This is a genomic window from Xylanibacter caecicola (assembly GCF_013166515.1).
Lineage (GTDB): Bacteria > Bacteroidota > Bacteroidia > Bacteroidales > Bacteroidaceae > Prevotella > Prevotella caecicola.
In genome coordinates this window covers 50,331-76,759 of record NZ_JABKKJ010000004.1, presented here as the reverse complement: position 1 = coordinate 76,759, position 26,429 = coordinate 50,331, and the positions used below count along the sequence as shown (strand labels likewise).

General features: G+C 43.8%; 29 protein-coding genes. 14 read left to right on the top strand and 15 right to left on the bottom strand.

What is annotated here, in order from left to right:
- Positions 1-3 precede the first annotated feature (3 nt).
- From HPS54_RS03980 to tatC, 13 genes are all read left to right on the top strand, one after another.
- A complete protein-coding gene (locus tag HPS54_RS03980) occupies positions 4-537 on the top strand; it encodes a hypothetical protein (RefSeq protein WP_172344179.1) in 534 nt (177 codons plus the stop codon).
- A 52-nt stretch (positions 538-589) separates the two neighbouring features.
- Positions 590-1,084, top strand: coding sequence for a hypothetical protein (locus HPS54_RS03975; protein WP_172344178.1), 495 nt, complete (start codon positions 590-592; stop codon positions 1,082-1,084).
- 70 nt (positions 1,085-1,154) lie between these two features.
- Positions 1,155-2,393 (top strand): tetratricopeptide repeat protein, encoded by a 1,239-nt coding sequence (locus HPS54_RS03970; protein WP_172344177.1) that lies wholly within the window; start codon positions 1,155-1,157, stop codon positions 2,391-2,393.
- An 18-nt stretch (positions 2,394-2,411) separates the two neighbouring features.
- Positions 2,412-2,708: a hypothetical protein gene (locus HPS54_RS03965; protein ID WP_172344176.1), complete on the top strand. Its 297-nt coding sequence runs from the start codon at positions 2,412-2,414 to the stop codon at positions 2,706-2,708.
- Between the two features lie 217 nt (positions 2,709-2,925).
- Positions 2,926-3,261, top strand: a complete 336-nt coding sequence (locus HPS54_RS03960; protein ID WP_172344175.1) for a hypothetical protein — start codon at positions 2,926-2,928, stop codon at positions 3,259-3,261.
- 317 nt (positions 3,262-3,578) lie between these two features.
- The gene (locus tag HPS54_RS03955) at positions 3,579-3,866 is read left to right on the top strand and encodes a Cys-Xaa-Xaa-Xaa repeat radical SAM target protein (RefSeq protein ID WP_172344174.1); all 288 of its coding nucleotides are present in this window, start codon (positions 3,579-3,581) and stop codon (positions 3,864-3,866) included.
- Between the two features lie 21 nt (positions 3,867-3,887).
- On the top strand, positions 3,888-4,184 hold the full coding sequence (locus HPS54_RS13020) for a Cys-Xaa-Xaa-Xaa repeat radical SAM target protein (RefSeq protein ID WP_172344173.1): 297 nt from the start codon (positions 3,888-3,890) through the stop codon (positions 4,182-4,184).
- A gap of 29 nt (positions 4,185-4,213) precedes the next feature.
- Positions 4,214-4,507, top strand: a complete 294-nt coding sequence (locus HPS54_RS03945; protein WP_172344172.1) for a Cys-Xaa-Xaa-Xaa repeat radical SAM target protein — start codon at positions 4,214-4,216, stop codon at positions 4,505-4,507.
- A gap of 6 nt (positions 4,508-4,513) precedes the next feature.
- Positions 4,514-5,764, top strand: coding sequence for a radical SAM peptide maturase, CXXX-repeat target family (locus tag HPS54_RS03940; protein WP_172344171.1), 1,251 nt, complete (start codon positions 4,514-4,516; stop codon positions 5,762-5,764).
- Positions 5,724-6,710 (top strand): CXXX repeat peptide maturase, encoded by a 987-nt coding sequence (locus HPS54_RS03935; RefSeq protein ID WP_253951925.1) that lies wholly within the window; start codon positions 5,724-5,726, stop codon positions 6,708-6,710. Before HPS54_RS03940 ends, HPS54_RS03935 begins: the two co-directional genes overlap by 41 nt.
- A gap of 307 nt (positions 6,711-7,017) precedes the next feature.
- A complete protein-coding gene (locus HPS54_RS03930; protein ID WP_172344170.1) occupies positions 7,018-7,293 on the top strand; it encodes a CXXX repeat peptide modification system protein in 276 nt (91 codons plus the stop codon).
- Positions 7,294-7,299: 6 nt separating this feature from the next.
- Positions 7,300-7,560 (top strand): Sec-independent protein translocase subunit TatA/TatB, encoded by a 261-nt coding sequence (locus HPS54_RS03925; RefSeq protein WP_288944669.1) that lies wholly within the window; start codon positions 7,300-7,302, stop codon positions 7,558-7,560.
- A complete protein-coding gene (gene tatC, locus HPS54_RS03920) occupies positions 7,511-8,320 on the top strand; it encodes a twin-arginine translocase subunit TatC (protein WP_172344169.1) in 810 nt (269 codons plus the stop codon). Before HPS54_RS03925 ends, tatC begins: the two co-directional genes overlap by 50 nt.
- Positions 8,321-8,398: 78 nt before the next feature.
- Here tatC and HPS54_RS03915 read toward each other — a convergent pair whose 3' ends face one another.
- From HPS54_RS03915 to pyrB, 4 genes are all read right to left on the bottom strand, one after another.
- Positions 8,399-9,838 carry an alpha-amylase gene (locus HPS54_RS03915; RefSeq protein ID WP_172344168.1) on the bottom strand — a complete coding sequence of 480 codons (1,440 nt, stop codon included), beginning with the start codon at positions 9,836-9,838 and terminating at the stop codon, positions 8,399-8,401.
- 300 nt (positions 9,839-10,138) lie between these two features.
- Positions 10,139-11,419, bottom strand: a complete 1,281-nt coding sequence (glyA, locus tag HPS54_RS03910) for a serine hydroxymethyltransferase (RefSeq protein WP_172344167.1) — start codon at positions 11,417-11,419, stop codon at positions 10,139-10,141.
- A gap of 99 nt (positions 11,420-11,518) precedes the next feature.
- Positions 11,519-11,974: an aspartate carbamoyltransferase regulatory subunit gene (locus tag HPS54_RS03905; RefSeq protein ID WP_172344166.1), complete on the bottom strand. Its 456-nt coding sequence runs from the start codon at positions 11,972-11,974 to the stop codon at positions 11,519-11,521.
- Between the two features lie 33 nt (positions 11,975-12,007).
- Entirely contained in the window at positions 12,008-12,955 is a 948-nt protein-coding gene (gene pyrB / locus HPS54_RS03900; protein WP_172344165.1) for an aspartate carbamoyltransferase, read from the bottom strand.
- Between the two features lie 122 nt (positions 12,956-13,077).
- Between pyrB and HPS54_RS03895 the strand changes: the two genes are divergently transcribed.
- Complete coding sequence (locus tag HPS54_RS03895; protein WP_172344164.1) at positions 13,078-15,378, top strand: transglycosylase domain-containing protein; 2,301 nt, start codon at positions 13,078-13,080, stop codon at positions 15,376-15,378.
- A 51-nt stretch (positions 15,379-15,429) separates the two neighbouring features.
- Here the strand turns inward: HPS54_RS03895 and HPS54_RS03890 are convergent, their stop codons facing one another.
- The 11 genes from HPS54_RS03890 to HPS54_RS03840 all read right to left on the bottom strand — a co-directional run bounded on the left by HPS54_RS03890 (position 15,430) and on the right by HPS54_RS03840 (position 26,410).
- Positions 15,430-16,515 carry an SEL1-like repeat protein gene (locus tag HPS54_RS03890; protein ID WP_172344163.1) on the bottom strand — a complete coding sequence of 362 codons (1,086 nt, stop codon included), beginning with the start codon at positions 16,513-16,515 and terminating at the stop codon, positions 15,430-15,432.
- A gap of 4 nt (positions 16,516-16,519) precedes the next feature.
- Positions 16,520-17,272 carry a hypothetical protein gene (locus HPS54_RS03885; protein WP_172344162.1) on the bottom strand — a complete coding sequence of 251 codons (753 nt, stop codon included), beginning with the start codon at positions 17,270-17,272 and terminating at the stop codon, positions 16,520-16,522.
- On the bottom strand, positions 17,269-18,441 hold the full coding sequence (locus tag HPS54_RS03880; protein WP_172344161.1) for an SEL1-like repeat protein: 1,173 nt from the start codon (positions 18,439-18,441) through the stop codon (positions 17,269-17,271). Before HPS54_RS03880 ends, HPS54_RS03885 begins: the two co-directional genes overlap by 4 nt.
- Positions 18,442-18,462: 21 nt before the next feature.
- Positions 18,463-19,131, bottom strand: a complete 669-nt coding sequence (locus HPS54_RS03875; protein ID WP_172344160.1) for a tetratricopeptide repeat protein — start codon at positions 19,129-19,131, stop codon at positions 18,463-18,465.
- Between the two features lie 125 nt (positions 19,132-19,256).
- A complete protein-coding gene (locus tag HPS54_RS03870) occupies positions 19,257-19,739 on the bottom strand; it encodes a GNAT family N-acetyltransferase (RefSeq protein WP_172344159.1) in 483 nt (160 codons plus the stop codon).
- Between the two features lie 113 nt (positions 19,740-19,852).
- On the bottom strand, positions 19,853-21,187 hold the full coding sequence (locus HPS54_RS03865; RefSeq protein WP_172344158.1) for an NADP-specific glutamate dehydrogenase: 1,335 nt from the start codon (positions 21,185-21,187) through the stop codon (positions 19,853-19,855).
- Positions 21,188-21,426: 239 nt separating this feature from the next.
- Entirely contained in the window at positions 21,427-22,434 is a 1,008-nt protein-coding gene (locus tag HPS54_RS03860; RefSeq protein WP_253951924.1) for a porin, read from the bottom strand.
- A 353-nt stretch (positions 22,435-22,787) separates the two neighbouring features.
- Positions 22,788-23,501, bottom strand: coding sequence for a hypothetical protein (locus tag HPS54_RS03855; protein ID WP_172344156.1), 714 nt, complete (start codon positions 23,499-23,501; stop codon positions 22,788-22,790).
- A gap of 40 nt (positions 23,502-23,541) precedes the next feature.
- Complete coding sequence (locus HPS54_RS03850) at positions 23,542-24,171, bottom strand: trimeric intracellular cation channel family protein (RefSeq protein WP_172344155.1); 630 nt, start codon at positions 24,169-24,171, stop codon at positions 23,542-23,544.
- Positions 24,168-25,124: a D-2-hydroxyacid dehydrogenase gene (locus HPS54_RS03845; protein ID WP_172344154.1), complete on the bottom strand. Its 957-nt coding sequence runs from the start codon at positions 25,122-25,124 to the stop codon at positions 24,168-24,170. The genes HPS54_RS03850 and HPS54_RS03845 overlap by 4 nt, the downstream gene beginning before the upstream one ends.
- Complete coding sequence (locus HPS54_RS03840; protein ID WP_172344153.1) at positions 25,121-26,410, bottom strand: replication-associated recombination protein A; 1,290 nt, start codon at positions 26,408-26,410, stop codon at positions 25,121-25,123. The genes HPS54_RS03845 and HPS54_RS03840 overlap by 4 nt, the downstream gene beginning before the upstream one ends.
- Between the last annotated feature and the right edge of the window lie 19 nt (positions 26,411-26,429).

The window sequence follows — 26,429 nt, the reverse complement described above, 5'->3', positions numbered from 1 at the left end:
ACTATGAAACACTATTTATTTGCATTATTAACGGCAATATGCCTTATTGGTAATATCCAAACAGCACATGCACAGGCTAATGACGAGCTTGTCGGGGACTGGGTGGGAACATACAACAATGTTAGATATGACCCTAATTCTGATGAAATGAAAAGCACCATAGATAAAATGTGGATAAGGATAAATAAAATTGACACTGCTTATACTGTAAGAATAAAGTCACAAACTCCCGGAGCTGATATGGATTATTGGCCCGAATGCAAGAATGTCTCACAACAAGGGAATTCATTACATTTCACCATGGATAGAGGATATAACTTTGGCTGGGATGGTACCGATAAGAAAAATGGACAACGAATAAACTCTTCAAAGTGTGTCATACACGCTTCTGTTTTAATAAATAAAAATACACTGAACTATAAATTCTATTTAATTCTAACTTATTATGGGGATAGTGGAAAAATAGGGGAAGAAAGAATGCCTATTAAAGGATATTTTGGAGAAGGAGATATGCTATACAAAGACGACGGATGGTGATATGGCTGTTCTAGTCAATTAAATTGATAATCATAAAATAACAATAATAACAATGAAACACTTTTTATACACATCGCTGCTCATGGCTATATGCCTCATCGGTAACATCCAAACAATATGTGCACAGTCTAATGATAAATTCTGTGGCACATGGTATTCGGCTGCTTTTCAAGAAGGAGGAAGATCTATAAGATATGTCTTGAATATTTGTAAACGCAACGAAACTTTTGAAATTCAACTCGCTGTAGAAAATGCAAAAGGAGAAATAGATAATTACAGTCCACCTGCCAAAGATATAAAGCAAAATGGCAACATAATATCATGGCATTGCCAAATGGCACCATGTTATGTAGGGGAACCAGGTGGACGACCTAAATACTTTGGACCTTCAATAGAATATGTAACGGCTGAATTAGTAAATGATAAAATTGTATGTAAAAGATATTATATAGAAACAGGTTATAGACTTAATTCAGATAATAGAATGTACTATGCTGGTGAAAAATATGTAAACATGTCGGATATCATATTTTATAGAACCAAATAATAATTTATAAATGAGATGAAGTTACATATTATCTCAATTAAATTACAATCATAAAACAACAATAATAACAATGAAACACTTTTTATACACATCGCTGCTAATGGCAATAAGCCTGACCGCCAATATCCAAACAGTACATGCACAGAAAAAAGTAACCAAAAGACCGACGGTCACAAAGAAAGTTCCGACGAGCGAAGAACTGTTACAACAGGCTGAGGATTACTACGATGGAACCAATGGCGTGTTTATGAACCGTGAGAAGGCCACGGAACTGTTCAGAAAGGCAGCGGACATGGGCAATGCTACAGCCCAACTGTGGATGTATGCAATCCTCAAAGAAAAGGAAACAAATTATCCGGAGGCTATGAAATATCTAAGAATGGCGGCAGAACAATATGACAAAGACGCAATGTATGAACTCGGATTGTGCTACTATAACGGCAAGTGTGGACTCAAAAAAGATCCGGAACAGGCTTTGTATTGGTACAGGATTGCCGCAGAACACAACTCACCACAAGCCTTGAGAAATTTGGGAATAGTATATCATGAAGGTCTTTGCAATATTGCAGTCGATAAAGAGGCAGCCTTTAGATATACCAAACAGGCGGCAGATCTTGACGACGGACTTGCTTGTGGGCAAACAAGTTATTATTATGAAAGAGGAGACGGTGTGGCAATAGATGTAGAAAAAGCCATTTATTATGCCAAGAAAGGAGCTTATTTGGGAGATAGACACTCGCAATATTATTATGGCGGTTACCTTATGGAAGGTGCCAATGGATTGGAAAAAAATGAAAAACTGGCATTTGACTACTTTATGAAATCAGCCGAACAAGGGCTCAATTATGCAATATTAGCTGTCGCTGAGTTTTATCTGAGAGGTTGGGGAGGATTGACACAATCAAAGTTAGAAGCAAGGAAATGGTATGTAAAGGCATCGGAAGCAGGCTCGGCAACAGCATCTTTAATGATTGCAGATTTTTGTTGTGATAATGACAATGAACGGTTATCGTGGTATCAGAAAGCTGCGGAACAAGGGGCTATAACAGGACAGGCAGAGCTGGCATGGGCACATTGCACGGGCAAAGTAGCCAACTACGACACAAGAGCCGGAGCACAAGAGTTGATGAAACTAATGAAGACAGGAAATCCTCGTGCTGTATATTATTCTGCCGAACTACTGTATCAAGGGGCTTGCGGCATACCCAAGAATAAGCGAGAAGCAAAGAGACTCTTCGAGACGGTAAAGGACAGCGACGACGACAAGGCATCCTTCATGGCATCGCTTTATCTATCAAGAATGAAATAAAACATAAAGACAAAAAACATGAAAAAGAAAAACAAAGAAATGCTGTCACGCAGACAGTTCTTCAAGAAGACCGCGTACGCAGCTTTGCCCATGCTCGGACTGATGATGTCGAGTTGTGAGATCTTTCAAAACGCACTGATGAACTCTGTATCGAATATGGGTTCTGGAGGCGGAGGAAGCTACAGCGGAAGCCGTGACTATGATGACGGCGGAAGTTACGGATGTGGAAACCTGTGTACATCTACATGTTCAAACTTATGTACAGAAACATGTAAGAACTACTGTACCAACACATGTTATCACACGAGTGTATAAAACTTTTATATACTACTACGCGAGTTCGTGATAAGAATATCCGAATCAATCTTTCCACGGACATTTTTCTTGTAAATGTCCACACGCATCAAAGGGGCGTTCAGATCAGAGTTTTAAAGTCATTGTTCGTTATCCGGACTCACATAATACTATATGAAGTATGTAAACGGGGAAGCTGAAAACCGCATAGAGTAGGCAAGTATTAAAAATTACAGTTATGAAAAAAGTATTTTGCATTATGATCGTCGCCATGCTTGCAATAGCCTGGACTTTCGCAAAAGACGAACAAAAGACAAAGAGTCCGTCACAACAAGGATATTATTGTCCGCACTGCGATGTACAGTTAAGACAGATGCTTGTAAAAGTAGGAGAAAGAACCTGCCGCGCATGTAAAGGTAAAGGTTGGTATGGATACGGACGTACCAAGGAAGATGCTCGTAGGAACGGCTCTCTATCAGACCCATGTAATTATTGCGGAGGCAGAGGTGTGGATGACATAAAAGACTACAGATGGGTCTGCCCAAGGTGTCAGGGAAGATTCAATGTCAGATAAATAATATATGTGCACTCTTTTTATTAACACATACGTGAGTTCGGAATAATGGCTTTAGTCGTGTTCTCTTCAGAGTAGGGACATATGCTTGTATTTGTCCGCACGCCTCATAGAGGCGTTCTTTGTTGCATTCACACGAAAAAAAGGAACTAAACAACAAGGTATTTGTATTGAATACTTAAATTCTTATCTGAAAACATCTTCGACATGTGCGGACAAATACAAGCATATGTCCCTACGGTGAGAAGATATATTCGGATGTTCGTTATCTCGAACTCGAGTAATACCATATATAACAATTTAAAGAAACAAGAATTATGGAAAAGAATAATGAATTACAGTCAAGACGAGATTTCTTCAAAAAGGCAGCTAAAGAAGTATTACCTATTATTGGTGCTATTGTATTAGCAGGTACACCCAATATAATAAAAGCCTCAACTATTCATCCCATGGGATGTGATGATAATTGTTGGGGAGCATGCCAAAGAAACTGCCATGGTGGTTGTGAAGGAGGATGCAAAGGCTGCGGTGGTAATTGTTCTGGAACATGCGATGGAACATGCAAGGGATATTGTGATACTACATGTAAGAATTGTTTACGATAAAACTAAATCAAATTATTAATCATGAAAAAAGACAACAAAGAATTGCAATCGAGACGCGAGTTCTTCAAGAATGCGGCAAAGGGAATATTACCTATTATTGGCAGTGTTATTTTGGGTAGTGCCCCATTAATTGTAAAAGCCTCGGAAACACAAATGGGTTGTGGAGGCTTGTGTCAGTCAACCTGTACGTTGACTTGTGCTTCAAACTGCCGTGGGGGATGTGAGACGAGTTGTAGAGGAGGTTGTCAAGGGCGTTGCTACGGTTCTTGTTACAGATCGTGTTCCGGTGGCTGTCAGAACAGCAGCCGTAGATATTAGTTTCTAATACCTAAAATAAATTGAAATATATGAAAAACAAGAATAATGAACTCCAATCAAGACGTGAGTTCTTCAAGAAAGCAGCAAAAGGAATATTGCCATTGATTGGCGGTATTATTTTGGCGGGTTCTCCTTCAATCGTAAAGGCTGCAGAAACAATAGCCAATGACTGCCGATATACCTGCGAGGGTGGATGCAACAGTTGTAAAGGCACTTGCGAATGGAAATGTCAAGACGACTGTTCCGGATCATGTAAAGGCGGCTGTAAACGAACCTGTAAAGGTGACTGTTACAGACAATGCACCTCATCCAATTATAGATAATGTAATATGGCTGAAATAAAAGAACAGAACGAAGGCTGGCAGTCCGGCATAGCGAAGAGCATCACATTCATCGTGACGAAGGACTGCCAGCTTGCCTGCAAGTACTGTTACCTTGTGGGCAAGAACACGAAGGAGCGAATGTCATGGGAGGTGGCAAAACAAGCCATCGACTACATTCTGGAACATGAGGACGAGTTCAACGAGGAAAGTGTCATCTGGGACTTCATCGGCGGCGAGCCGTTCCTTGAGATAGACCTGATAGACAAGATATGCGATTATCTGAAGACGGAGATGTACAGACTGAACCACCACTGGTTCAACTCCTACCGCTTCTCCTTCTCCACCAACGGCATCAACTACCACACGGAGAAGGTACAGAATTTCATAAAGAAGAACTATGAGCATCTGTCCATAGGTATCACCATAGACGGTACGAGACGTAAGCATGACCTGAACCGCATCTGGAAGACACCGGAAATGGAACATGGCATCATGCCGAAGCCCGAGGAGGAACACGGCTCGTACGATGATGTGGTAAAGAACATACCGCTCTGGCTCGAGCAGTTTCCGGGAGCGGGAACAAAGGTGACGATAAGCAGTGCCGACATACCGTATATCACGGAAAGCGTGCTGCATCTCTATTCGTTAGGCATTCATGAGGTGAACATCAACTGCGTCTTCGAGGACGTATGGAAAGAGGGCGACGACAGGTTGCTTGAGGAACAACTCATGCAGCTGGCGGACGCCATCATCGACGGAGAGTACTACAAGGACTATGCCTGCTCGTTCTTCTCGGAAAGCATCGGCAAGCCCATGGACCCCGAACTGGAGAACAACAACTGGTGCGGTGCCGGACGTATGCTTGCCGTGGATGCCGCAGGACTGTTCTATCCCTGCACGCGCTTCGCACAATACTCACTCCGCGAGAAGAAAGCATGGGTGATAGGCAACGTGCGAGAAGGTATAAATAAGAACAGGCTGCGTCCTTTCCTTACGCTCGACCGTTGCACGCAGTCGCCGCAGGAATGTATCGACTGCGAGGTGGCGAGCGGATGCGCATGGTGCCAGGGCGAGAACTATGACGCTGCCTGCACGGACACCATATACCAGCGTTCAACGGCTATATGCAAGATGCACAAGGCACGCGTGCGCGCCAATAACTATTATTGGAACAAGCTCTTCCGTAAACTGGAACTGGAAGGAGAACGTGAGGAGTTTGAAGAGAACAGACCGAAGTATAACGAAACAATCTGTTGAAACGATGCTGCAATACCTTATTATATTATTGGACGACACGAGTGTGTCTTACTGTCACTACGAAAACAGGCGTACGGAGCGCCGTCTTATAGACATCGAAGACCTGAGGTCGGGTATACTCTTCGCCATGAAGGAAAATCTTAATATTCAGTTTGTCTATCCCGATTATGACATTCCGCAGGAATACAAAGACCTCATCGAGACCATAGACCACACGAAGATAATGCCGGCGGGCAATTGCGACGGGGCTGACGTTGTGGTTATAGACGGTATCGACCGGATAGCGGACACGGCTTTCGACACATCGCTGACGTATGTGCTCAGGACGGATCTGAAAGGACTGTGCCGCAACATCAGTGACATAGGAGAGGTTTTGGAAAAGGCGGCAAGGTTGAACATTGTGCTGACCGACATCGAGACATTCACCGAAGCGGACTTCACTGAATATTCCGCCGCTCTCCGCAAGTTGGCTACGAAGACGGAAGAACTGTATGCCGACGGCAAGACGCCGCAGCTGAACATCCTTACCGACCGCATGATGCTCGACGCGATGAACAACTGCGGAGCCGGCGACACGAACATCACGCTTGCACCCGACGGAAGGTTTTATGTCTGTCCGGCATTCTACTTAAGTGAGGTCGGGCATGACATAGGAAGTCCGGCAGACGGTCTTGCAATTGCCAATCCGCAACTCTACAAACTGAGCCACGCCCCGTTGTGCCGCAACTGCGACGCATACCAGTGCAGGCGTTGCGTATGGATGAACCGCAGGACCACGCTTGAGGTGAATACGCCAAGTCATGAACAGTGCGTCACGGCACACATCGAGCGCAACGCAAGCCGCGAACTGCTTGCCGCAATAAGGAAGCACGGAGAGTTTATGGCAGGTCGTGAGATAGTGGAAAACGATTGTCTCGATCCGTTTGACAATAGAGAGGAATGGTAAAACAAAAAGACAAGTTTTCGCGCAGAAGTTTTTTCAAACGTTCCATATCAAGCGTATTACCTATAATAGGAACCGTTATACTGGCAGGGTGTCGCACAGCGACTCTCACTGAAAATAATACCAAGGAAGAAGGACCAAAGAACTGCTGCGGATACAATTGTTCGTACACATGCCGGAATGCGTGTGAAAGCGGAAGTGGTGAAGATCCATGCGGACACGCCTGTAAGGGTGGTTGTGTACATACTTGCAAATCGTCATGCATTAATACATCGACGAATACAAATAACAAATAATAAACAGTAGTAACATGAAAAGAATAACAGGTCAGGTGACTATAGAGGAAAAAAACGAGATACAGCAGTTGTTCGAACGTCGCAACGGTCTGAACGAGCTGGCGAAGATTGTGACGGCAGACAATGTGGAGCTGTACGAAAAGTTGGTGAAGGACATGGGCGAGACAGGCACAAGGTTTCAGAACTGGTGGGACCGTATGGCGGAAAAGTATCGTTGGGAAAGCGAAGAAGGCGGCAACTGGGAGATAAACTTCGATACTTGTGAGATATATTTGGTGACAAATGAATGACAGAAGATGATGATGAACGTATTGACAATACTGCCCTTGTTTATAGGTACGACCGAGCTTCTGCTCATCGGCGGCATGGCTCTCTTGCTCTTCGGAGGAAAGAAACTGCCCGAAATGATGAGAGGATTGGGACAGGGAGTGAAGGAATTCAAGAAAGGAATGAACGAGGAATGTGCTCCCGAAGAGAAAAACGAAGGAGACGAGAACACGGAACCAGATGAAGAAAAGGCGGAAAAAGGACATACGGAAGAAAGAGCGGAACAGTGAGGAACTGATGACATTCGGCGGGCATCTGGAAGTGCTCCGCCGAATGCTATTCCGCATTATCTCCGTAGCAGGGGGCGTTGCCATTGTGGTGTTCTGTTTCAAAGACATCACATGGCAGTTGCTACTTGCTCCGGGAAAATATGATTTCGTAACCTACCGCTGTATTGAAAGTCTTGCACATGCCATAGGCTTCAACGATTTCCGGTTCACGGAATATCACGTGGAACTGATAGCCACCGAACTTTCAAGCCAGTTCATGACACACATCACCACAGCCGTATATCTCGGACTGCTCGCTGCCTCGCCGTACATACTATATGAACTACTACGGTTCGTCTCTCCGGCGCTCCACGACAACGAACGCAGGTATTCCGTACAAGCAGCAACCGTAATATACGTGCTGTTCCTGCTCGGTGTACTGATGAGCTACTACGTGTTGTTTCCCGTGTCATTCCGCTTCCTTGGAACATATAGCGTGGCGGAGCAGGTACGCAGCACTATAACGCTCGACAGCTATGTGTCTACGTTCACCACGCTGACGCTGCTCATGGGAATTGTGTTCCAGATGCCGGTCATCGCCTTGACGTTGGGAAAAATGGGAGTTGTCACCGGCGACATGCTGTCACACTATCGCAAACACGCCTTCATGCTGATAATGGTAGTGGCAGCGGTCATTACTCCGCCAGACATCATGACACTTGTACTCGTAACGATACCGATGTACATGCTCTACGAAGTAAGTATATGGGTAATACGGTAATATAACGTGAAAAAATCCAAATCAAAGTTTTGCACTTTGATTTGGATTTTCAATATCACCGGAAACATTCCGTATATATCAAGGAGTCCATACTGCCATCTTGCCGCCTGATACAAAGAAAAACCCATTGCCGTCATTATCAATAGTGACCTCCTCTGGGCGATTGCCGGTGACATCATGCCATATCTCACCGGCGTGCCCGACACCAACATTCATCAGTTTTTCTCCTTCGTCACCATTGGATATAAGCAATGCAAGCCCCGACCCAGGCATTTTCTCGACACCATGACGAGTGAAGCCGACGGTACAAGGATGATCGAAATAATCGGTCTGCTCACCATAGGCGCACTTTTTTCTCACATCGAGCAATATATCTATAATATCACGATGGGGAGAAGCATTGCCGGACGTTTCATAATAATCACCGTAAAACAGGCACGGATATCCTTTTTCCATCAATAGTATCAAGGCATAAGCCGATGGTTTGAACCAATCTTCAACCTGAGACTCAAGAGAACTTCCTGCCTGTGAGTCGTGATTATCAACAAACGTTACCGCCAGTTCGGGATGACGTAAAACAAGCGTTCCATCAAGGAGTTTACGTAAGTCATAATCACCGCCTTCCTTTGATGCACAACTTAAATTATAATGAAGACATACATCAAAAAGATCTGTTGCATATCCTACATTAGCCAAATAGCTCTCTAACGTTTCTATATCATCAACCCAATACTCTCCTACTGCATAAAAATCGTCACCTCTGGCTGCACGCAAATCAGCAAGAAAGTCTTTAATGAATTCATCATTCATGTGTTTTACGGCATCAAGACGCATACCGTCAATGTCCATTTCTTCTGCAACCCATCTACCCCAGTGTTTCAATTCGGCTATGACATCCGGATGATTGAGATCTATATCGGAGAACATAAGATAATCATAGTTTCCATTCTCATTATCAACTCCCATGCTCCATGCTTTGCCTTCACTCACAATCTGATATATTCCTGTTTTCTTATCGCGCTCATTGTAGTCAGTTCCGGAAAAATGATACCAATGCCATTTAAAATCAGAATACGTATTCCCACGCCCGGGAAAATCAAATCCGGTCCAACACTCTATCTCATAAGGCTCGCAAATAGGTTCGTCACGGTTATCAGGGTCCACAAGTCGTGCCATGCAGGTTTCCAAATGGTCGGCTCCTGCCTTATGATTAAGGACAGTATCCATATACACCGAAATATCACAGGCATGAAGTGCATCTATCATCTCTTTCAGTTCCTGTTTGGTGCCATACTTTGTACGTACTGTTCCTTTCTGATCAAATTCGCCCAAGTCATATAAGTCATAGGTACCATAACCGACATCATCATTGCCGCAACCTTTATAAGCAGGCGGTATCCATATTGCCGTTACACCAATGTCATGCAGATGCTGCGCGTCATCCTTAATCTTTTTCCACAAAGTTCCGTCATTTGGCAGATTCCATTCAAAATACTGCATCATTACTCCATTCTTCATACCTTTTATTTTTATACATTAATAAAACCTGATAAAGGAATGCAAACTAAAAAGACATCATTCCCTTGCAACAAATATATAATAGGGAGAATTAAGATTGTCGTAAAAAAAGATAATATATATTATCTCTTAGATTATTTTCATAAGAAAAAACGTTTCAACCTCGTTTTTTCAGAAACTGCAATATCAGTTAACGTAACAATAAAAATAAAAAATGCCCGATATGAAAAGCTGTCTCCAAACCTTTAAGACAAAAATCCATATCGGGCTTACCTTTAATAAATAATCACTAACCTTCTTTTAATAAGCGAAAATCGGATATTCTTTCATTATTTCATTCACTCTTGAGCGAACATCAGCTATAACCTGTTCGTTTTCAGGATTGTTCAGAACCTCTTCTATAAGCTCTGCTATAGTGCGCATCAAGTCCTCTTTTGCACCACGTGTCGTTATCGCAGGAGTGCCAAGACGGATACCCGATGTCTGGAATGCGCTACGTGTATCAAACGGAACCATGTTCTTGTTTACTGTAATATCTGCAGCAACAAGAGCTTTCTCGGCAACCTTTCCGGTCAGGTCCGGATATTTTGAACGCAAGTCTACCAACATAGAGTGATTGTCCGTGCCACCACTTACAATAGTAAATCCACGTTTTACAAGCTCCTCTGCCAGAACCGCAGCGTTTTTCTTAACCTGCATTGCCCATTCTTTGAACTCCGGTTGCAATGCCTCTGCAAATGCAACGGCTTTCGCAGCGATAACATGCTCCAAGGGTCCGCCCTGAGTACCGGGGAACACTGCGCTGTTAAGTAACTGGCTCATCATCTTTATCTCGCCCTTCGGTGTTTTAAGTCCCCATGGATTTTCAAAATCCTTACCTATGAGAATTATACCTCCACGCGGTCCGCGCAACGTCTTATGTGTTGTAGATGTAACGATATGAGCATATTTTACAGGATTGTCCAAAAGTCCGGCTGCAATAAGTCCGGCTGGATGTGCCATATCAATCATAAGCAATGCACCGACCTTATCGGCAATCTCTCTCATTCGTTTGTAATCCCACTCACGGCTGTATGCAGATCCTCCTCCTATTATAAGCTTGGGTTTGTGTTCTACAGCAAGACGTTCCATCTGGTCATAGTCCACACGTCCTGTCTCTTTATTCAAGTCATATCCTACGGCTTTATAAAGAATGCCACTTGTATTTACAGCAGAGCCATGAGACAAATGCCCGCCATGAGCAAGATTAAGTCCCATGAAAGTATCGCCAGGCTTAAGCACCGCAAGCAATACCGCAGCATTGGCCTGTGCTCCGGAATGAGGCTGTACATTTGCGAACTCTGCACCAAAAAGCTTCTTTACACGCTCTATGGCAAGTGTCTCCACTTCGTCAACAACTTCACAACCGCCATAATACCGTTTGCCCGGATAGCCTTCAGCATACTTGTTTGTAAGACATGAACCCATGGCTTTCATCACATCATCACTTACAAAGTTCTCTGAAGCAATCAGTTCTATGCCCTTAAGTTGGCGCTGATGTTCTTTCTCGATTAGGTCAAAAATCTCCTGATCTCTTTTCATCTCATTAATTAGTTATAGGATTTGTAAATCTTTATATCTTAAAAACTTATGCAAAAGTAGTTATAAAATGCTATGTATACAAGCATTTTACAAATTATGTCAGACTAGTTCTACCTTATTGATATCCTGTTCCTTGTCGCAATATTGACATCTTATAACACCCTTATCCTTGTTTATTGTATGAAAAACCGTCTGCATAGGCTCATTGTTGGTTATACATTTAGGATTGTTACACTTTACAAGCCCCTTCAATATATCGGGTGTCTCCACTCTTTTCTTCTCTATCACCTCATAGTCGCGAATGATACTCAAGACAACATTAGGGGCGACAACAGAAAGGCGGGATATTTCCTCATCCGTAAAAAACTTGTTTTCAATCTTTATTATACCTTTCTTATTTAGTTTCTTTGACGGATAGTTATAACCAATGGTTACTATTGTGTCAAGATTCTGCAAACCCAATAAGTTTGCAACCTGATATGTTTTATTCGAAGGAATATGATCTATTACCGTTCCGTTTTCTATTGCGGCAACGAGTCTTTCTTTTTTGTTCATACCTTATTTATTAATTATCAAAACAGGTTATCATTACTTAATAATCGTCTTATCTTTCCTGACATCATCAATCGTGATACCAAGCACATCGCATATTATGGCTTCGCGTGCATAAAGTCCGTTGCGAGCCTGCTGTATATAATAAGCGTGAGGATCAGAATCAACATCGTATGCAATCTCATTGACACGCGGAAGCGGATGAAGAATTTTCATGTTTTTACGCGCCTTGCCCAGCATACTTGCCTTAAGAATATATACATTCTTTACACGTTCGTATTCCATCAAGTCTGAGAAACGCTCTTTCTGTACACGCGTCATATAAAGGATATCGGCATCAGAAATAACATCTTCATTGAAATCCGTATGTTCAACATACTTTATCCCGTGCTCCTCGCAATACATTTTATACTCATCAGGCATGGCAAGTTCTGTCGGAGCAACAAAATGGAACGTCGGATTAAAATGACGCATTGCCATTATAAGCGAATGCACCGTACGACCGTATTTCAAGTCACCGACAAGATATATATTGAGATTTTCAAGAGTTCCCTGTGTTTTATATATGGAATACAGGTCCAACAGACATTGAGAAGGATGCTGATGGGCACCGTCACCGGCATTGATGATTGGCACCGGAGCGACTTCAGACGCATATTGTGCGGCTCCCTCTATATGGTGGCGCATTACTATAACGTCAGCATAGTTTGACACCATAAGTATGGTATCCTTCAGTGTTTCTCCTTTTGTTGCACTTGTAACCTTGGCGTCTGTAAATCCTATCACACGCGCACCGAGCCTGTTTGCGGCTGTTTCAAAACTGAGTCTGGTTCTGGTAGAAGGTTCAAAAAATAGTGTTGCCACAATCTTTCCATTAAGAATATCACGGTTAGGATACTTCTCGAACTCCTGAGCCATCTCTATTAAATAATTGATTTTTTCCTTTGAAAGACCTGCAATCGTTACAAAATTTTGTTTATCCATTGCTTGTGAAAATTAGGGAAATTCTATTTTGGTTGCTAAGTTACACATAATTTTTAATTTATTACATCCTTTTCAGAGAAATATTGTATTTTTGCATTCAGTTCATTTTATAACAAAAGTAAATGAGAAAAATATTCATACGCTTTCTTTGGGGCATTCTATGTACCGGTATCCTTTTTTCTGCAATTGCGTTCGTTGCCATATGGAACGGTTGGATTGGTTATATGCCGGATATAGAAGACCTGCAAAACCCTATCAGCAGATACGCTTCGCAGATATATTCCGCTGATGGAAAAATAATAGGTACATATAATATAAACCGTGAGAACAGGGTTCACATCAATTACGACAACCTGTCTCCTAACATTGTCAATGCTCTGATTGCAACAGAAGATGAACGTTTTTACGACCATTCAGGCATTGATTTCATTGCACTTGGACGAGCTGTTGTCAAAAGAGGACTGCTGGGACAAGAAAGTGCCGGTGGCGGTTCGACTATCACCCAGCAATTGGCAAAGCAGTTATATTCAAACACAGCCAACAGTACTATAGAGCGTCTTCTGCAAAAGCCTATTGAATGGTGCATTGCAGTAAAACTTGAGCGGTATTATACAAAGTCCGAGATAATTACAATGTATCTCAACTATTTCGACTTTCTTCACAACGCCGTAGGAATCAAGACTGCGTCCAATGTATATTTCAACAAAGATCCCAAAGAACTTTCCGTGTCAGAGGCTGCGATGCTTATCGGATTGTGTAAGAACCCGTCATTTTTCAATCCGGTACGTTATCCGGACAGATGCAAAGAAAGAAGAAATGTGGTATTGGGACAAATGCTTAAAGCCGGATATCTGTCCGAAAACGAATATGAAAGTGCATGTAACAGTGACTTGAAACTGGACTTTCACCGTCCAGACCACAAAGACGGTACAGCGACTTACTTCCGTGAATTCTTGCGTCAGTACATGATGGCAAAGAGACCGGACAAGAACAACTATCCTTCATGGAACAAAGTTCAATATTCAATAGACTCTTTGGCATGGGAAACAGATCCGTTATATGGATGGTGTAACAAAAACTTCAAAAAGAACGGCGATACTTATAATGTATATACCGACGGCCTGAAAATCTTTACAACAATAGACACACGCATGCAAAAGTATGCGGAAGATGCAATGTTGCGCCATGTCGGACGATATCTTCAACCGGAGTTCTCAAAAGAGAACCGCAAGAAAGCCAATGCTCCTTTTACCACAGCGCTTAAACCTTCGGAAGTAAAGTCTATCATGACACGCGCCATAAGACAAAGCGAACGCTACAGGGTGATGAAAGAAAATGGTGCTTCGGAAGAAGAAATAAACGAGGCATTCAGGAAAAAGACCGAGATGACGGTATTTACATACAACGGTGACATTGATACCACAATGTCACCACTCGACTCTATTAGATATGTAAAGTCTTTCTTACGTTCCGGATTTGTAAGTATGGATGCCAAGACAGGAGCAGTAAAGGCATACGTTGGCGGTATCAACTTCAACCATTTCAAATACGACATGGCAACGTCCGGAAGGCGCCAGGTCGGTTCAACGACAAAACCGTTCCTTTATGCCCTTTCACTTGAAAACGGCATGTCGCCATGCGACCGGGTTCTCAACGTACAGACAACATATGGAAACTGGACACCAAGAAACGGCAGCAGATCTCACTATGGAGAAATGGTAAGCTTAAAATGGGGACTGGCACAATCAAACAACTGGATCTCGGCAAATCTTATGAGCCGCATAAATCCTCAGGACTTTTTAAGAATACTGCGAGAATTCGGGATAAACACAACAGGTGTATACCCATCTATGGTATTGTGTCTTGGTCCGTATGAGGCATCGGTATGCGAAATGGTAAGCGCATATACAACCTTCGCCAACGGCGGAATACATTGCTCTCCCATGTTTGTATCAAAGATTGAAGACAGTGAAGGAAATGTCATTGCGAATTTCCAACCTCGCATGAACGAGGTAATAAGCGAGACATGTGCCTACCAAATGCTCGAAATGTTACAAGGGGTTATCAATAACGGAACAGGCGGACGCATGAGATACAAATATGGAATAGAGTGCGAAATGGGAGGAAAGACCGGAACGACCAACCGTAACTCAGATGCCTGGTTCATGGGATTCACGCCGTCACTTGTAAGCGGATGCTGGGTTGGAGGAGAAGACCGAGACATACATTTCGACTCAACGCGTATGGGACAAGGTGCAAATATGGCACTGCCTATATGGGCATATTACATGAAGAAAGTATTTGCCGACAAATCATTAGGATACAGCCCAGAGGAAAAGTTTGACATACCTTATGGTTTTAACTCGTGTCAGTCGGAAGAAGACGAGTTCCAGGAGGAAAGCATCGAGGATGTCTTCGAATGACGATTAATAACATGAAGCAAAAGCGGAAGTATCATCAACGGATCTATCCGCTTATGCCTCATGTTCTTGTTTATCGGCTCTAGCATACCATGCGGCAGCCTGCTTCGCATTTTTTCTTACGCCTATGCCGTTGGCATAGCAATCCCCGAGACTGCGCATGGCTTCCGGATGCCCGTAATATCTCTTGTTCTCGTTAATATTTGTCGCGGCCTTTTTGTAAAGGCGCACAGCCTCTGCCATATCCGGCTCAACTCCATGTCCCTCGGCATAGCAGCGGGCAAGGAGGTATTGCGATTCAGGGTCATCCGCTTTTGCCGCCCGACGGTATAACTCAACAGCCTTGTTCCAGTCCTGTTCCACGCCATGCCCTGCCGCATAGCAGCTACCGAGACCGCGCAACGCATCGGGAAAAGCATTCCCGCCCAAATCCACTGCCTTGCGATACCAAACGACAGCTTTCCCACAATCCTGTGCTATGCCACTCCCTGCGGCATAACAGTGACCAAGCTCCACCCACGCCATAGGGTTGTCATGCTCCGCAGCTTTCTTGAACCAGCCAAAGGCTTTTTCATCATCACATTCCACTCCGTCACCATTTTTATAGCACAATCCAACGGAGAAATAATCCTTGGAATATCCGCCTTCGACTGCTTTCAGATAGTGTAAGAAAGCCTGCACCGCATCTTTTGGCAGATCGCCTTTCCCATGACTATAGCAATATCCCAAACGGTCATTGGCATAAGCATCGCCCATGTCGGCGGCTTGCTGCCACCATTCTACCGCAGAAGCCAGATCGCAGTCCAAGCCCCAGCCGTGCTGATAACAGCATCCAAGCATACACATAGCTTCCGCCAGATCTGCACCGGCCAACAGCTTGCCGTTCACCGCCTTTTTCAGCCATTTGACAAGCTGTCCCTGATAACTATCCTTGTCAAGTCGCTCTTTTGCCGGGCGGCAATTATCTGATGCGAGCCAATACAATTTGAAAGCCTTAGCCAGATTGCACTCTACGTCTATGCCTTCCTCATAACATTGTCCGATCTGGTATTGCGCCGAGGCATAGCCCGACAGCGCCGATTCCCGACACTTATCAATGTCAAATGACTTGTCGGTATATTTATTTTCGTATTTTATCATGATTCTATGATTCGTTTTCAGGCAGTTCTACTGTTTCTGTCCAACTTGGACTTCTTCTGTAAAATGTTACATTAAAAGCATCTCCATCCCAAGCGGTTTTGGTAACAGCCCCTGCCATATCAATGGTGTTGGGCAGTTCATCATGCAGCCACTTCGACACAACAACTTCTCTCGTAGCGCAGTTGACCAAATCAACTCTTATCGCGTCGCCTATACCATGACCGATACACCGGTACACCTTAGCCCTATACTTACTGTCGCGACGGAGCTTCGAGTATTTTTCGAGCAGGATTTCCTTCTCGCACCCGCACTCCTTCATCCGCTCTAAAATGTCATTACGTCGCTCTGCAAGGCGATTTTTGCCACCTTGCATCCGGTCAATCTCCACAAGAATGTCCATGATAATGTTAGCAACACAGTCTTCAAACTCATTACTGAGTTCTTCACTGAACGCCTTGCAGAACCGTTTAAGGTTATAAAGTCTGCGGGAGGTCTCTATGTCAAGATTATACCACGACACGCCCATTTCGGGAACGGTATGATAGCCGACTTCATATGCCTCATTTTGTGGCTCGACATTAGCGCAGACAGTCAGTTTGCCGCATCCGTCAAGATCAATGGGCATCAGTTCTGTCAGGATATACTGGGCGATGCCGAATGTAACGGCATACAGATTGACATAGCAATAGTTGGATTTCTCCTTTTCTCTTTTTTCAAGAGTATAATCGCCCTCGAAACACAATGTTTGCAGTTTCATTTTCTAAAATCTCTGAATTTCTTGCTGTTGAGGGCATTTTCAGCGGCAAGGTTGCAATTCCCGGCGGCAAGTTTGAGCCAGTCGTATGCCTGACGTAAATCAACATCCACGCCCAATCCTTTCATATACATATTGCCAATTTCGTATTGTGCCGTCCCAAGCTCATGTATATACTTCTTTCGGAGATCGCTTCGGGAAGCAATCTGCCGATACATATCCATTGCAGCGGTGAAGTCTTTCTCTCCACCGAGTCCGCGCTTGTAACAATCGGCAAGCATCAACTGCGCCGACACATCACCGGCATCCGCTCCGCAGCGATACCATTCGCGGGCTTTTGACAAATCCTTCTCCACGCCGCGCCCCTCGAAATATGCGCCTCCGACACAGCGATAAGCCTCTCTATGGCCCAACGCAGCGGCTTTCATGTAGCAGTCCAAAGACTTCTGCCAATCCTTTGCTGATTGGCTATAAATCTGTCCGAGATTGCACCAGCCTTCCGCATCATTTTCCCCGACAGCTACTTCGGAATACAGCGTTGCAGCCTCATCTTCGGATGTGTCGGTATCATCATCTTCAATAAGTTCCAAGACTTCATCAGGGACACCGGTTCCATAATAAAGAATGTCAGCCAACTTCTTCTTGACCGACATATCCCCTTTACCCGCTTTGGCCTTAAGTATCTCAATCCAGCGGTCATACCACTTACAAGCTATAGCCAAGCCCTCTTCGGGGTCTATGTCTTCGGGGCAGTCATCGGCATAAAGGTTCATCAATGCCTGTGCCGCACCCGCCACGCCTTTGGCAGCTTTCTCCTCCAGGATTTCTATCCACTTATAATGCCATTTATGAACAAACGCCCTTTTCCGGTCTGTTTCTATCTCGTCGTCAGGAAAATCGTAGCGATAGAGATTTACCAATGCTTCCGCTGCCTTTTCATTTCCTTTGTCGGCTGCTTTCTCAAACCAATAGACAGCCTTTTGATTGTCGCATTCCTCGCCGTAACCCCACGAATAATATTTGCCGAGCATGTATTGCGCCTTGGCGTTTCCTTTTTCGGCCGTAGGAATTATGGCGGCTACCGCCACCCGTGCTTGTTCCAAATCGCCTTCGCCCGCATATTGACACGTGAAGTGTTGTATGATTTTATATTGTTCTGACAGTCCGCTCATATACTCGTTGCTTTTTTATGATTATCTTTTAAGGTTTTTGAATGCCTCCCCATTTAGCACGTTTTCAGCATCAAGATTGCCTTTCTTTACCGCTAACTTGAAATAACGGGTGGCTTTCTTCAAATCAGCGGGCATTCCTAAGCCATTCAGATACATATTGCCGATTTCATACAATGCAATCCCGATACCGTCGGCATATCTGTTCCAGAAACGACCTGTGCGTTCCGCAAGATGCATATACAGTTCCATCGCTTTTGAATAATCGACCTTGCAGCCTATGCCACGTTTATAACAATCCGCCAATTTCAATATTGCCGTGATTTCGCCCATGTCCGCGCCTTTCCTGTACCATTGTCGCGCCTTTGTCGGGTTCTTTACAACTCCCAATCCTTCATGATAAGCATCACCCACCATTGCAAACGCTTCGGAACAATCCATTGCGGCAGCTTTCTTGAAGCAGGTGAATGCTTTTTTGAAATCAGCCAACTGCCGGTATGCTTGCCCCATCATATACCACACCTCACCTTTCTCAGAAAAGGATTCATCGCCTTCTACAAACTCTTTGTACCGTTTTACAGATTGTCTAATAGCGTTGATCATGCCATCCGATACATTACCCGCTTTTTTAGTCTGTTCCAATAACTCGCGCATAATTAAATACAATACTTCACTTGTTTTGTCATCATACATGACAGATTATATTTGTCTTCTGCAAAATTATTCTATTTTTGAAAAATAAAGCATTATATATATAAATTATCACCCATAAATTCTAATTGCGGGGAATGTTCAAAGTATATACACCAATGTCCAATTCACAACAACAATTCATAGTCCACGACATCAAGCCAACGGTCAAACTTATACCCTACCCGCTTAAAATGCGAAACTTTCTCAAAGCCAAGACACCGGTGAAAACCAATGCTGTCCGTATTACATGCTGTGATACATGCTATCAATGCTGAATATCCCAAAGCGCGACATTCGCTTATAAGCCGCTCCATCAATTCCCGACCGATGCCAAGCCCCTTATACTCCGGTGCAAGATAGACAGTTGTTTCGAGAGTACCGGAATAAGCGGCTCTGCTTTTCCAAGCATGGGCGTAACAATATCCGGCAATATGTCCGTCCTTTTCGTAAACAAAATAAGGAAAACAGGAAGAAATATCATTTATACGCTTTTGCATCTCCTCCACTGTCAAAGCCTCTGTCTCAAAAGAAACGACACTGTTCAATATATAATCATTATATATAGAAACAATCTCACCGGCATCAGATAAGTCCACACTTCGTATCATTCTCTTCAAACTTGTCTATTAAAAATAGTGCTGTACTTTTTTTAAAAAAAAAAGGAGACCGTACAAACCAAACTTGTACAAGTCTCCTTCATCAGGATATTACGAAACTTATTTTATACTATTCCCTGTGCCATCATTGCCTTTGCTACCTTGAGGAAGCCTGCGACATTGGCACCTTTCACATAATTAATGTAACCGTCTGCCTCTGTTCCATACTTAACGCAATTGGCGTGTATGTCGTTCATGATGTCATGCAGTTTCGCATCAACCTCCTCACGACTCCAACTCAAACGTTCTGAATTCTGAGTCATCTCCAAACCTGACACCGCTACGCCACCAGCATTGGCCGCCTTTCCTGGTGAATAAAGTATTTTGGCATCCTGAAATACCTTTATTGCCTCAGGTGTGGTCGGCATGTTTGCACCTTCGCTCACGGCAATCACGCCATTCGCAACAAGAGCCTTTGCCGCCTCCTCGTTGATTTCATTCTGTGTAGCCGAAGGAAGTGCGATATCAGCCTTTTCAAACCACGGCTTTGCTCCCTCAACATACTTGACACCGTATTCCTCTGCATATTCACGTATACGTCCGCGTTCGATGTTTTTCAGTTCCATGATGTAGTCGAGCTTCTCGCGGGTTATTCCGTCCGGATCGTATATATATCCGTCAGAGTCCGAACATGTCACAACCTTTGCACCCAGTTCTATACACTTTTCAATGGTATACTGTGCCACATTTCCCGAACCACTCACAAGGACAGTCTTTCCCTTTATATCGATATTGCGTGTCTTAAGCATGTTCACCAGGAAGTAAACGTTTCCGTATCCCGTTGCCTCCGGACGTATAAGCGAACCGCCAAACTCCAGTCCCTTACCTGTAAGTATACCGTTCCACTGATGAGTAAGTTTCTTATACATACCGAACATATATGCAACTTCACGTCCTCCTACGCCAATGTCTCCGGCAGGCACGTCCTCGTCCGGTCCTATATGCCTGTATAGTTCTGTCATGAATGCCTGGCAGAAACGCATAACCTCAGCATCACTCTTTCCACGGGGAGAAAAGTCTGAACCACCTTTACCGCCTCCCATAGGCAATGTTGTAAGAGAATTTTTGAATGTCTGCTCAAAGGCAAGGAACTTAAGTATACCAAGATTCACGGACTTATGAAAACGAAGACCGCCCTTATACGGTCCGATAACATTGTTATGCTGTACGCGATATCCCATGTTTGTCTGCACGTTACCCTTGTCGTCCACCCATGAAACACGGAACTCTATTACACGGTCGGGAATACAAAGGCGCTCTATAAGGTTTGCCCTGTCAAACTCCGGATGCTTGTTATACTCCTCTTCAATAGTTCCCAAAACCTGAGTCACCGCCTGTATATATTCCGGTTCATTAGGAAATCTCTGCTTGAGTGTCTCAACAACTTTTACTGCATTCATAATAAATCTTTTTACTTAACCACTTATTATAATAATATACTTATTGAAATATTTTGTCCTTATATGGTTGCAAAGGTATATATATTTATTTAAAACAACAAACAAAATGAAAGAAAATCCAACGTTTAAATATGAAAAAGTCAATATTTAGCCATTGTAAATGACAAAAAACAAGGAAAGCAGGCATTGCATCTTTCACAATAGACCGTGCGCCTGCTTTCTTTATTCTTATTATATATCTAAAAACGAGTCATGAATTCAATCACGATCTTGTCTTTTTCCGATGTTTTAGGAACAGCCCCCTCCCTGTAAAAATACTTTTCATAGTTTATTCTTATGTCGGATATAAAAGGCTGAGCCAGACTTAAGGTAACTCCTCCCGTAATGCGTGAGCGCCTGTAATCGTTTATTATAAGTTCACCATCTTCACTTACACCCCCGTCAAGATACCGTTTGCCGTCACTATGGTCACCTGTATAATCATAACGCAACAATGGAGACACCTTTCTAAAAAAGCATTTACGCAAAGGAATGTCATAATTTACGAAAGCGTTGAATGCCGATACGTTCCTGAAAGCATCGTCCGAATAATGTTTCAGCAGATATTCTGCCTCCACATGCCAACCGTGTCCGTGATAAAAAGTTCCTATATCATACAGTGATACAGCCACATTGTCCGGCTTTATCTTCTGCGTACTTAATGTTATATTGAAGCCTTGCGGCAACATAATCTGTGCTTTTGCCGAATAGTTAACGCTGTTTGTCCAATAGTCTTTCTGCTCGGTAAGCCCGGAGCCATTAAAGAGTCCGGCTTCCAACACAATGGGAATGCCTACATTAAACCTATACCCCAATATACATCCCACATCACGCACATTGCCCACCTGCTTGGCTATAAACGAACGGTTTGCAAAATACTGGGTATGCGGAGCGCGATGAGCGTCTATGGTAAAAGGCACACGCATCTGCCCTATCGTAAAGCTAAGTCCCGTAACGGGCTTCAGGCGCGCGTATGCGTCAAGCATCTTTATCTTGCCTTCATCGCACAAGTCGACCTCCGCCTTATACTCCAGCGCTTCTATAACCTTACCTGATACGCTCACACGTGCATTACGAACTTCAAAACGCCCTTTATCGTCTTCCGTCTGATATTCATACTTACCACGAAGCGTACCGTGTATCTGCGGTGTTCTGTCAACATCTCCATCTGTACTCTGTGCACATAAAGGCAATACTGAATACACCATTAACAATACCAATAAATAACATCTAAACATACTAAAAACTAAAACTTCTTATTGCACTGCAAAAGTAAGAATTAAATTCAACATTGATGTTACATATATATTAATAATGTGTTGAATTTATAATAAAATGCTCAACAAAGCAAGACCGATGAACAAAACCCATAAAGTTATCGGGCAACAACCAAATAAAAAACAAGCCTTTTTCTAAAAAAGGCACATCTTTCGTCTTCAAAAAGCATAGCTTTAGCCCTCAAAAAGCATAGGTTTAAGGATGCTAAACCTATGCTTTTTGAGGGCTAAAGGTATCATACTGATTACCAAGGTCTTACACAGGCCATTTTTTAAGAGATGTTTTACAACGGTTCGGCGTTATTATCATTACCTATAAACAAGAGGATAATGATACTTAATAGAGGGGTTGCAATCAGACTTATAAGTATCCATGCGACAACGCTGCGGTTTCTCCGCTGAGCCATAACAGCCACTAAAACATACAATCCTACGCTCAGTGCTATCACAAAGAACACGATGAAGAGCATTAATACAATCAATCCCGTATCAGGAGATAAGATTTTCGGTAAACCATTGTCTTCGTCCAAATCTGAAAAAGTGCCATCCATACCGGAAATATCATCATCTACATCCGGCACATCATTTGCCATCGATGCATTGGCAACCTTATTTTCATTATACGACTTCAGTTTGAACTTTATCTTAAATGCCGGATTATCAAATTCATCCTTTGTCTTATAATAATGATAATGACGCCCGTGTTCATAAGCAGGAATATCTATTTTCCTTGTCATGCCCGGCGCAATGTCCACATCTTTTGAAAATTCCTCATAGTCAAGAGCATTGCCGGATATATCCATATATATTATCTGAAATACAATATTATGAATGTCTTCACTCAAATTATTTCTCAACGCCAATGTACCCTTATGATCCAGCCATGCCTGTTCGTAAGAAACCATAGTGACAGCGGGCACACTCTTACTGCTTTCCGCAAACAAAGATGCAAAGAAAAGCAATGATAAAAACACAAGTATAAATCTCTTTGATTTCATATCAATATACTCTTTTTATTTGTCCTGTAAATATCCTTACTCATTTCTCACCCTCTGAAACATCGTCTTCGTTAAGCACAGGCAATGATATCTTGTACTTCACTGCCAATATTCTTACCACTACAACCGATATAAAGCTGAACAGGGATGCTATTTCAAGATTGAAACCAAGCAATGAACAGAGCTGATATACGACACCGCCGATAAGACATGCGATGGCATAAATCTCTTTTCTGAATATCAAAGGGACTTCGTTTATAAGCACATCACGTATAACTCCGCCTGCAGCACCAGTGATACAGCCCATTATTATTGCCACCCAAAAAGGAAATCCGGCATAAAGAGACTTCTGTATTCCGGCGATGGTGAACAGGGCAAGACCGAGGGTATCGAAAAGAAACCACGTGTTATGCAATTGCGTAAGACGTTTCTTAAACAAAATAACAAGCATCAGCGCCGCAGCCGTACATATTATATATATGGACTTTGTCATCCAGAACGGGGTAAGCCCGAGCATCACATCGCGTATCGTTCCGCCGCCTATGGCCGTGGCAAGACCGACAACATAACCGCCGAACCAATCGAAATGCTTGGCTGCAGCCATTCGTATTCCGGATATGGCAAAGGCAAATGTACCAAGAAACTCTATTATTATGAGTATTGTATTCATCTGTTTATGACATTGACAGGCGTTCCTTCGATAAATGACCTCAAGTTACTTGCAAGCGTATCCATAAGTCTTGCCCTTGCTTCCGGCGTCGCCCATGCGATGTGAGGGGTTATAAAAACATTTGATTCGGCAAAAAGCGGATTGTCCGCAGCCGGCGGTTCCTTGCACATAACATCCGCGCCATAACCGCCAAGCTGTCCGCTGCGCAGTGCAACAGCCACATCCGCCTCGTTCACGAGCGGTCCTCTGCCCGTGTTTATAAGTATAGCCCCGTGCTTCATCCTGCTTATCGTGTCCTTGTTTATCATGCCTCGGGTGGCATCGGTCAACGGACAATGAAGCGTGATGATGTCGCTTGCGTCCAACAGTCCGTCTAATGTTGCCTTGCGGACATGGCACGGAAGAGCGTCCGCACCTTTACTTGTATATGCAACCACATCCATTCCAAAAGCCAAGGCTATTGTCGCGACCTTCATTCCTATATTGCCAAGTCCCACAATACCGAGCGTCTTGCCCGACAGTTCGGCAAGGGAAGTGTTCCAATAGCAGAAATCTTCACAGCCCGACCAACGCCCTTTGCGGTTCATGTCGGCATATATCCCTATACGGTTGGTGATATTGAGTATATGGGCAAACGTCATCTGGGCAACGCTCTCCGTGCTGTATGCCGGTATGTTTGTGACAATTATACCCCGTCGCCCGGCCTCGTCTACATCTATTATATTCACTCCGGTAGACATAGCACCGATATATTTGAGCTTTGGCAATGCCTGTATCTGAGCCGCCCTTAAAGGAACCTTATTGGTAAGCACCACATCTGCATCTCCGGCACGGCTCACCACATCGTCGATACACGTCCGGTCGTAAACCGTCAGATTGCCCAACTGTCTCAAAGCGTCCCACGACAAATCGCCGGGATTTACGCAATGACCGTCCAATACAACTATATTCATTTCTGCTTGTCTTTAAATCTGTCTCCCCAACACTGCACCATGCGTTGGTACAGCTTTTCCTCTCCCGGTGTGTGTTGAGCGTGCCATATACGCTCTTCCGTAAGCCCGTCGGGCATAAACTGCTGCTGCACAAAGTTTCCGGGATAATCGTGAGAGTACTTGTATCCGTCACTATAACCCAACTGCGCCATGAGTTTTGTAGGCGCATTGCGCAGATGCAGCGGCACAGGCAGGTTTCCCGTCCTCTTGACCGCATCGAGTGCATTGGCGATACCCATGTATGCCGAATTGCTTTTAGGGCTTGCCGCAAGATATACAGCCGCCTCTGCCAACGGTATACGTCCCTCGGGCCACCCTATTTTCATCACTGCGTCAAATGCAGCGTTTGCCATAAGCAGTGCATTAGGATTGGCAAGTCCGATGTCTTCCGACGCACTTATCACGAGTCTTCGCGCTATAAACTGCGGGTCTTCACCGCCTTCTATCATGCGTGCCATCCAATAAAGCGCCGCATCGGGGTCGGAACCGCGTATGCTCTTTATAAATGCCGACACGATATCATAGTGCATCTCGCCGTCCTTATCATAACTCAAAGGATTTTGCTGAAGGCATTCCACCACGGAGTCGTCTGTAATTGTTATCACATCTCCGGTCCCTTTAAGAGCCTCAACAACCAGTTCAAGTATGTTAAGAAGCTTGCGTGCGTCTCCTCCACTGTATCTCAGAATGGCGTCATATTCCTTTATTACGATATTACAGGCTTTAAGTTCCACATCCTCTTTAACCGCACGGTCTAGCAAATCCAGAAGATCCTGTTTCTCCAAAGACTTCAACACATACAGCTGGCAACGCGACAATAAGGGGCGTATCACCTCAAACGAAGGATTTTCCGTTGTGGCTCCGATAAGCGTTACGATACCCCTTTCAACGGCACCGAGCAGAGAATCCTGCTGGTTCTTGCTGAAACGGTGTATCTCATCGATAAAAAGTATAGGACTTGACTGACTGAAGAACTTGCTGTTCTTCGCCTTTTCTATGACATCGCGCACATCCTTTACACCGCTTGTAACGGCACTCAGCGTATAGAACGGCACATCGAGTTTCTTTGAAATAATCTGCGCCAGCGTGGTTTTGCCAACTCCCGGCGGTCCCCAAAGAATAAAGGACGATATGCGTCCTGCATTAATCATCCTACGCAGTACGGCACCCTCGCCCACCAGATGTTTCTGTCCGATATACTGATCAAGCGTTTGGGGTCTCATTCTTTCAGCAAGAGGTTGAGCCATATCTTATGCAAAATTAGGA

Excerpts from the sequence above, each read along its gene's own strand:
- HPS54_RS03980 (WP_172344179.1), top strand. The coding sequence starts at position 4 with ATGAAACACTATTTATTTGCATTATTAACGGCAATATGCCTTATTGGT.
- HPS54_RS03975 (WP_172344178.1), top strand. The coding sequence starts at position 590 with ATGAAACACTTTTTATACACATCGCTGCTCATGGCTATATGCCTCATC.
- HPS54_RS03970 (WP_172344177.1), top strand. The coding sequence starts at position 1,155 with ATGAAACACTTTTTATACACATCGCTGCTAATGGCAATAAGCCTGACC.
- HPS54_RS03965 (WP_172344176.1), top strand. The coding sequence starts at position 2,412 with ATGAAAAAGAAAAACAAAGAAATGCTGTCACGCAGACAGTTCTTCAAG.
- HPS54_RS03960 (WP_172344175.1), top strand. The coding sequence starts at position 2,926 with ATGAAAAAAGTATTTTGCATTATGATCGTCGCCATGCTTGCAATAGCC.
- HPS54_RS03955 (WP_172344174.1), top strand. The coding sequence starts at position 3,579 with ATGGAAAAGAATAATGAATTACAGTCAAGACGAGATTTCTTCAAAAAG.
- HPS54_RS13020 (WP_172344173.1), top strand. The coding sequence starts at position 3,888 with ATGAAAAAAGACAACAAAGAATTGCAATCGAGACGCGAGTTCTTCAAG.
- HPS54_RS03945 (WP_172344172.1), top strand. The coding sequence starts at position 4,214 with ATGAAAAACAAGAATAATGAACTCCAATCAAGACGTGAGTTCTTCAAG.
- HPS54_RS03940 (WP_172344171.1), top strand. The coding sequence starts at position 4,514 with ATGGCTGAAATAAAAGAACAGAACGAAGGCTGGCAGTCCGGCATAGCG.
- HPS54_RS03930 (WP_172344170.1), top strand. The coding sequence starts at position 7,018 with ATGAAAAGAATAACAGGTCAGGTGACTATAGAGGAAAAAAACGAGATA.
- HPS54_RS03925 (WP_288944669.1), top strand. The coding sequence starts at position 7,300 with ATGATGATGAACGTATTGACAATACTGCCCTTGTTTATAGGTACGACC.
- tatC (WP_172344169.1), top strand. The coding sequence starts at position 7,511 with ATGAAGAAAAGGCGGAAAAAGGACATACGGAAGAAAGAGCGGAACAGT.
- HPS54_RS03915 (WP_172344168.1), bottom strand. The coding sequence starts at position 9,838 with ATGAAGAATGGAGTAATGATGCAGTATTTTGAATGGAATCTGCCAAAT.
- glyA (WP_172344167.1), bottom strand. The coding sequence starts at position 11,419 with ATGAAAAGAGATCAGGAGATTTTTGACCTAATCGAGAAAGAACATCAG.
- HPS54_RS03905 (WP_172344166.1), bottom strand. The coding sequence starts at position 11,974 with ATGAACAAAAAAGAAAGACTCGTTGCCGCAATAGAAAACGGAACGGTA.
- pyrB (WP_172344165.1), bottom strand. The coding sequence starts at position 12,955 with ATGGATAAACAAAATTTTGTAACGATTGCAGGTCTTTCAAAGGAAAAA.
- HPS54_RS03895 (WP_172344164.1), top strand. The coding sequence starts at position 13,078 with ATGAGAAAAATATTCATACGCTTTCTTTGGGGCATTCTATGTACCGGT.
- HPS54_RS03890 (WP_172344163.1), bottom strand. The coding sequence starts at position 16,515 with ATGATAAAATACGAAAATAAATATACCGACAAGTCATTTGACATTGAT.
- HPS54_RS03885 (WP_172344162.1), bottom strand. The coding sequence starts at position 17,272 with ATGAAACTGCAAACATTGTGTTTCGAGGGCGATTATACTCTTGAAAAA.
- HPS54_RS03880 (WP_172344161.1), bottom strand. The coding sequence starts at position 18,441 with ATGAGCGGACTGTCAGAACAATATAAAATCATACAACACTTCACGTGT.
- HPS54_RS03875 (WP_172344160.1), bottom strand. The coding sequence starts at position 19,131 with ATGTATGATGACAAAACAAGTGAAGTATTGTATTTAATTATGCGCGAG.
- HPS54_RS03870 (WP_172344159.1), bottom strand. The coding sequence starts at position 19,739 with ATGATACGAAGTGTGGACTTATCTGATGCCGGTGAGATTGTTTCTATA.
- HPS54_RS03865 (WP_172344158.1), bottom strand. The coding sequence starts at position 21,187 with ATGAATGCAGTAAAAGTTGTTGAGACACTCAAGCAGAGATTTCCTAAT.
- HPS54_RS03860 (WP_253951924.1), bottom strand. The coding sequence starts at position 22,434 with ATGGTGTATTCAGTATTGCCTTTATGTGCACAGAGTACAGATGGAGAT.
- HPS54_RS03855 (WP_172344156.1), bottom strand. The coding sequence starts at position 23,501 with ATGAAATCAAAGAGATTTATACTTGTGTTTTTATCATTGCTTTTCTTT.
- HPS54_RS03850 (WP_172344155.1), bottom strand. The coding sequence starts at position 24,171 with ATGAATACAATACTCATAATAATAGAGTTTCTTGGTACATTTGCCTTT.
- HPS54_RS03845 (WP_172344154.1), bottom strand. The coding sequence starts at position 25,124 with ATGAATATAGTTGTATTGGACGGTCATTGCGTAAATCCCGGCGATTTG.
- HPS54_RS03840 (WP_172344153.1), bottom strand. The coding sequence starts at position 26,410 with ATGGCTCAACCTCTTGCTGAAAGAATGAGACCCCAAACGCTTGATCAG.